The 2,248-nt window shown below is 66.1% G+C and carries 2 protein-coding genes and 1 pseudogene; 1 reads left to right on the top strand and 2 read right to left on the bottom strand.

Annotated features, from left to right (window positions below):
• Positions 1-137 (top strand): FCD domain-containing protein (locus VN779_RS06925; protein ID WP_349260681.1); only part of this gene is annotated, 137 nt, incomplete at its 5' end.
• Between the two features lie 66 nt (positions 138-203).
• Here VN779_RS06925 and VN779_RS26365 read toward each other — a convergent pair.
• A pseudogene (locus tag VN779_RS26365) lies at positions 204-518 on the bottom strand (non-reducing end alpha-L-arabinofuranosidase family hydrolase); the annotation flags it as partial.
• A gap of 135 nt (positions 519-653) precedes the next feature.
• Entirely contained in the window at positions 654-2,177 is a 1,524-nt protein-coding gene (locus VN779_RS06910; protein ID WP_325721305.1) for an arabinofuranosidase catalytic domain-containing protein, read from the bottom strand.
• Between the last annotated feature and the right edge of the window lie 71 nt (positions 2,178-2,248).

The raw sequence follows: 2,248 nt of genomic DNA, 5'->3' as shown, positions 1-2,248 counted from the left end.
CGATCGAGGAACACGCCGCGATCTACCAGGCGATCCGGGGCGGCGACCCGGAGGCCGCCGCCCAGGCGGCCGGAATGCATTTGGACAACACGCTCGAGGATTACCGGCGCGAGATCCAGCGCCGCGTCTTCGGCTGACGCGTGCACCGCAGTGGCGGCCAGCCGAAGACTCCCGTCAATGCCGGGGCGCATGTAAGTGCTCTGCTAGCAGGTGGAGTTGGTCTGGGTCAGCAGGCCGAGCCGCCAGGGCAGCAGGTTGTAGCTCTGATTCGCTGACGGATGCTTCCCTTGGTAGAGGTACTGGATCTTGCACGGGTTGAGGGTCATGGTCTGGTCCTAGCCGCTGCGGATCGCCTCGCCGCTGGAGAAGTCCTGGCTCCAAGCCGGGGTGCCGGCCGGGAATGTGACATTCGTGTCGGCGGTGAACGGGTTGCTGTCGGTGCCGATCGCCTCCACGATCATCAGGTACGTGTTCGAACCGTCGACCTTGTAGACGTTGTCGGCCTCGAACATGTCGTACGGCGTCCTCCTGCTTATTGGGCATATCAGAGTTGCGGCCCGTGGCTGGAAACGCACCGGACAGCTGTGCGATCGGCGCTCGGCTCGCCCCCCGGCGAGCCGAGCGCGGTCTCTGTGGACGGCTGCGGCCTCGGGCTAGCCGAGGGTCCATTGCTGGTTGCTGCCGCCGTTGCAGGCCCAGAGTTCGACCAGGGCGCCGTTGGCGGTTGATGCTCCGGTCACGTCGAGGCAGAGGCCTGATTGTGCGCCGGTGATGGTGCCGTTGGCGTTGAAGTTCCACTGCTGGTTGACCTGGCCGTTGCAGGACCACACGATCGCCTTCGTGCCGTTCGTCGTGCCCTGGCCGTTCGCGTCCAGGCACAGTGTCGTGCCGCCGACGGTGACGCTCAGCTGACCGGACGAGGTACGCGTCCAGGTCTGGTTGGCCGCGCCGTTGCAGCTGTAGATCTGCTGCTGTGTGCCCTGCGTCGTGGTCGAGTTCGGGTCGTCCAGGCACTTGCCGGCACCCACCGCGTGCAACGGTCCGCTACCGCCGGTGGAACCGCTGCCGAAGGAGTAGCCCGCAGCCGCCAGGTTCGCCTGCACCGCGTTCTCGGTGGCGTCCGAGGGGTAGCCGGCGGTCACCGCACCTTCGAAGAACTCTCCGACCCCGCTGTTGCTGTTATCACCGCCGGTGCCCAGCAGGATGGAGGAGTCGGTCTTCATCGGGGAGTAGCCGTTGGGTAAAGGACCTGAGAATCCCGTGGTCAGCCCGCCACTGGTGGCGTTGGCGTATTTGAGGGTGAAGTTGCTGGTGCCGTTGTTCTTCTCCATCGCGGTGACGAACGGGAAGTTGACTCCGGTGTAGCTCGGCTGGTTCGGCCCCGTGTTGGAGCTGTACATGCCGTTCTCCAGGTCGGCCTCGACCCAGGGGCCAGAGCCGGTGCAGCCGCCGAACCAGCACGCGGTGCCCCACTCGATCGCGTTCATGGTCGCGTTGCCGGTGTCAGTGTGCGAGTTCTCCCCGCTGCCATAGTCGAAGCAGCACCACTGGTCCACGAAGTTGGCGGAGGTGACCATGTACACGCCCTCGGGCTTCGAGCCGGTGGGCACGTTCTTCGCGTTGTCGACGCGGTAACCCACGCCCTGGGTCACCTTGACCCCGTAGGCCTTCTGGCCGCCGATCGTCAGCGGCAACGCGGTCGCGTTCGCGCCGATGTCCGCGCCGTTGGCACCGGGGCCTTTCCAGTAGCCACCCCACGAGATCGGCAGGTCGTTGTGGTTGGTGGTCTGGTCGTAGATCTTGGTGATGGTGCAGGAGGTGCTGGCACAGAACGAGTCCTGCGCCGCGTCGTTGACGTAGCCGCCGGCCGCGAGCAACCCGATGTCGGAGACCGCGCTGTCGGAAGCGCGCTTCACTTGGTACAGCGGCCCGCTGTAGGAGGCATACAGCGCGCGGATGGTGGAGTGCGCCGCCTCACAGGGCGTACCGCCTGCGGCGTACAGGTCGCACGGCAGGGATGTCGCGGCTGCCGCCTGGGCCTGGGCGGTCGGGACCGCCGCGTTGGCACTGACGCTCGCCGAACCGATCGTCGCGAAGGCGAGCAGCCCGGCGACGGCGACGAACACGCCGAGGCGGACGAAGCGCGATCGTCTGAGGATCGCGGATTTGAGTTTCACTTCTCTCCTGTCTTTGCTTTTTGGAAGGGATGGTGGACAGATGGCATGAGGCTCGGCGCGCGTGGTCAGCC

Origin of the sequence: Actinocrinis sp. (genome assembly GCF_035605935.1) — a bacterium.
Lineage (GTDB): Bacteria > Actinomycetota > Actinomycetes > Streptomycetales > Catenulisporaceae > Actinocrinis.
The sequence above is the reverse complement of the archived record's forward strand: the minus strand, read 5'-3'. Positions and strand labels throughout refer to the sequence as shown.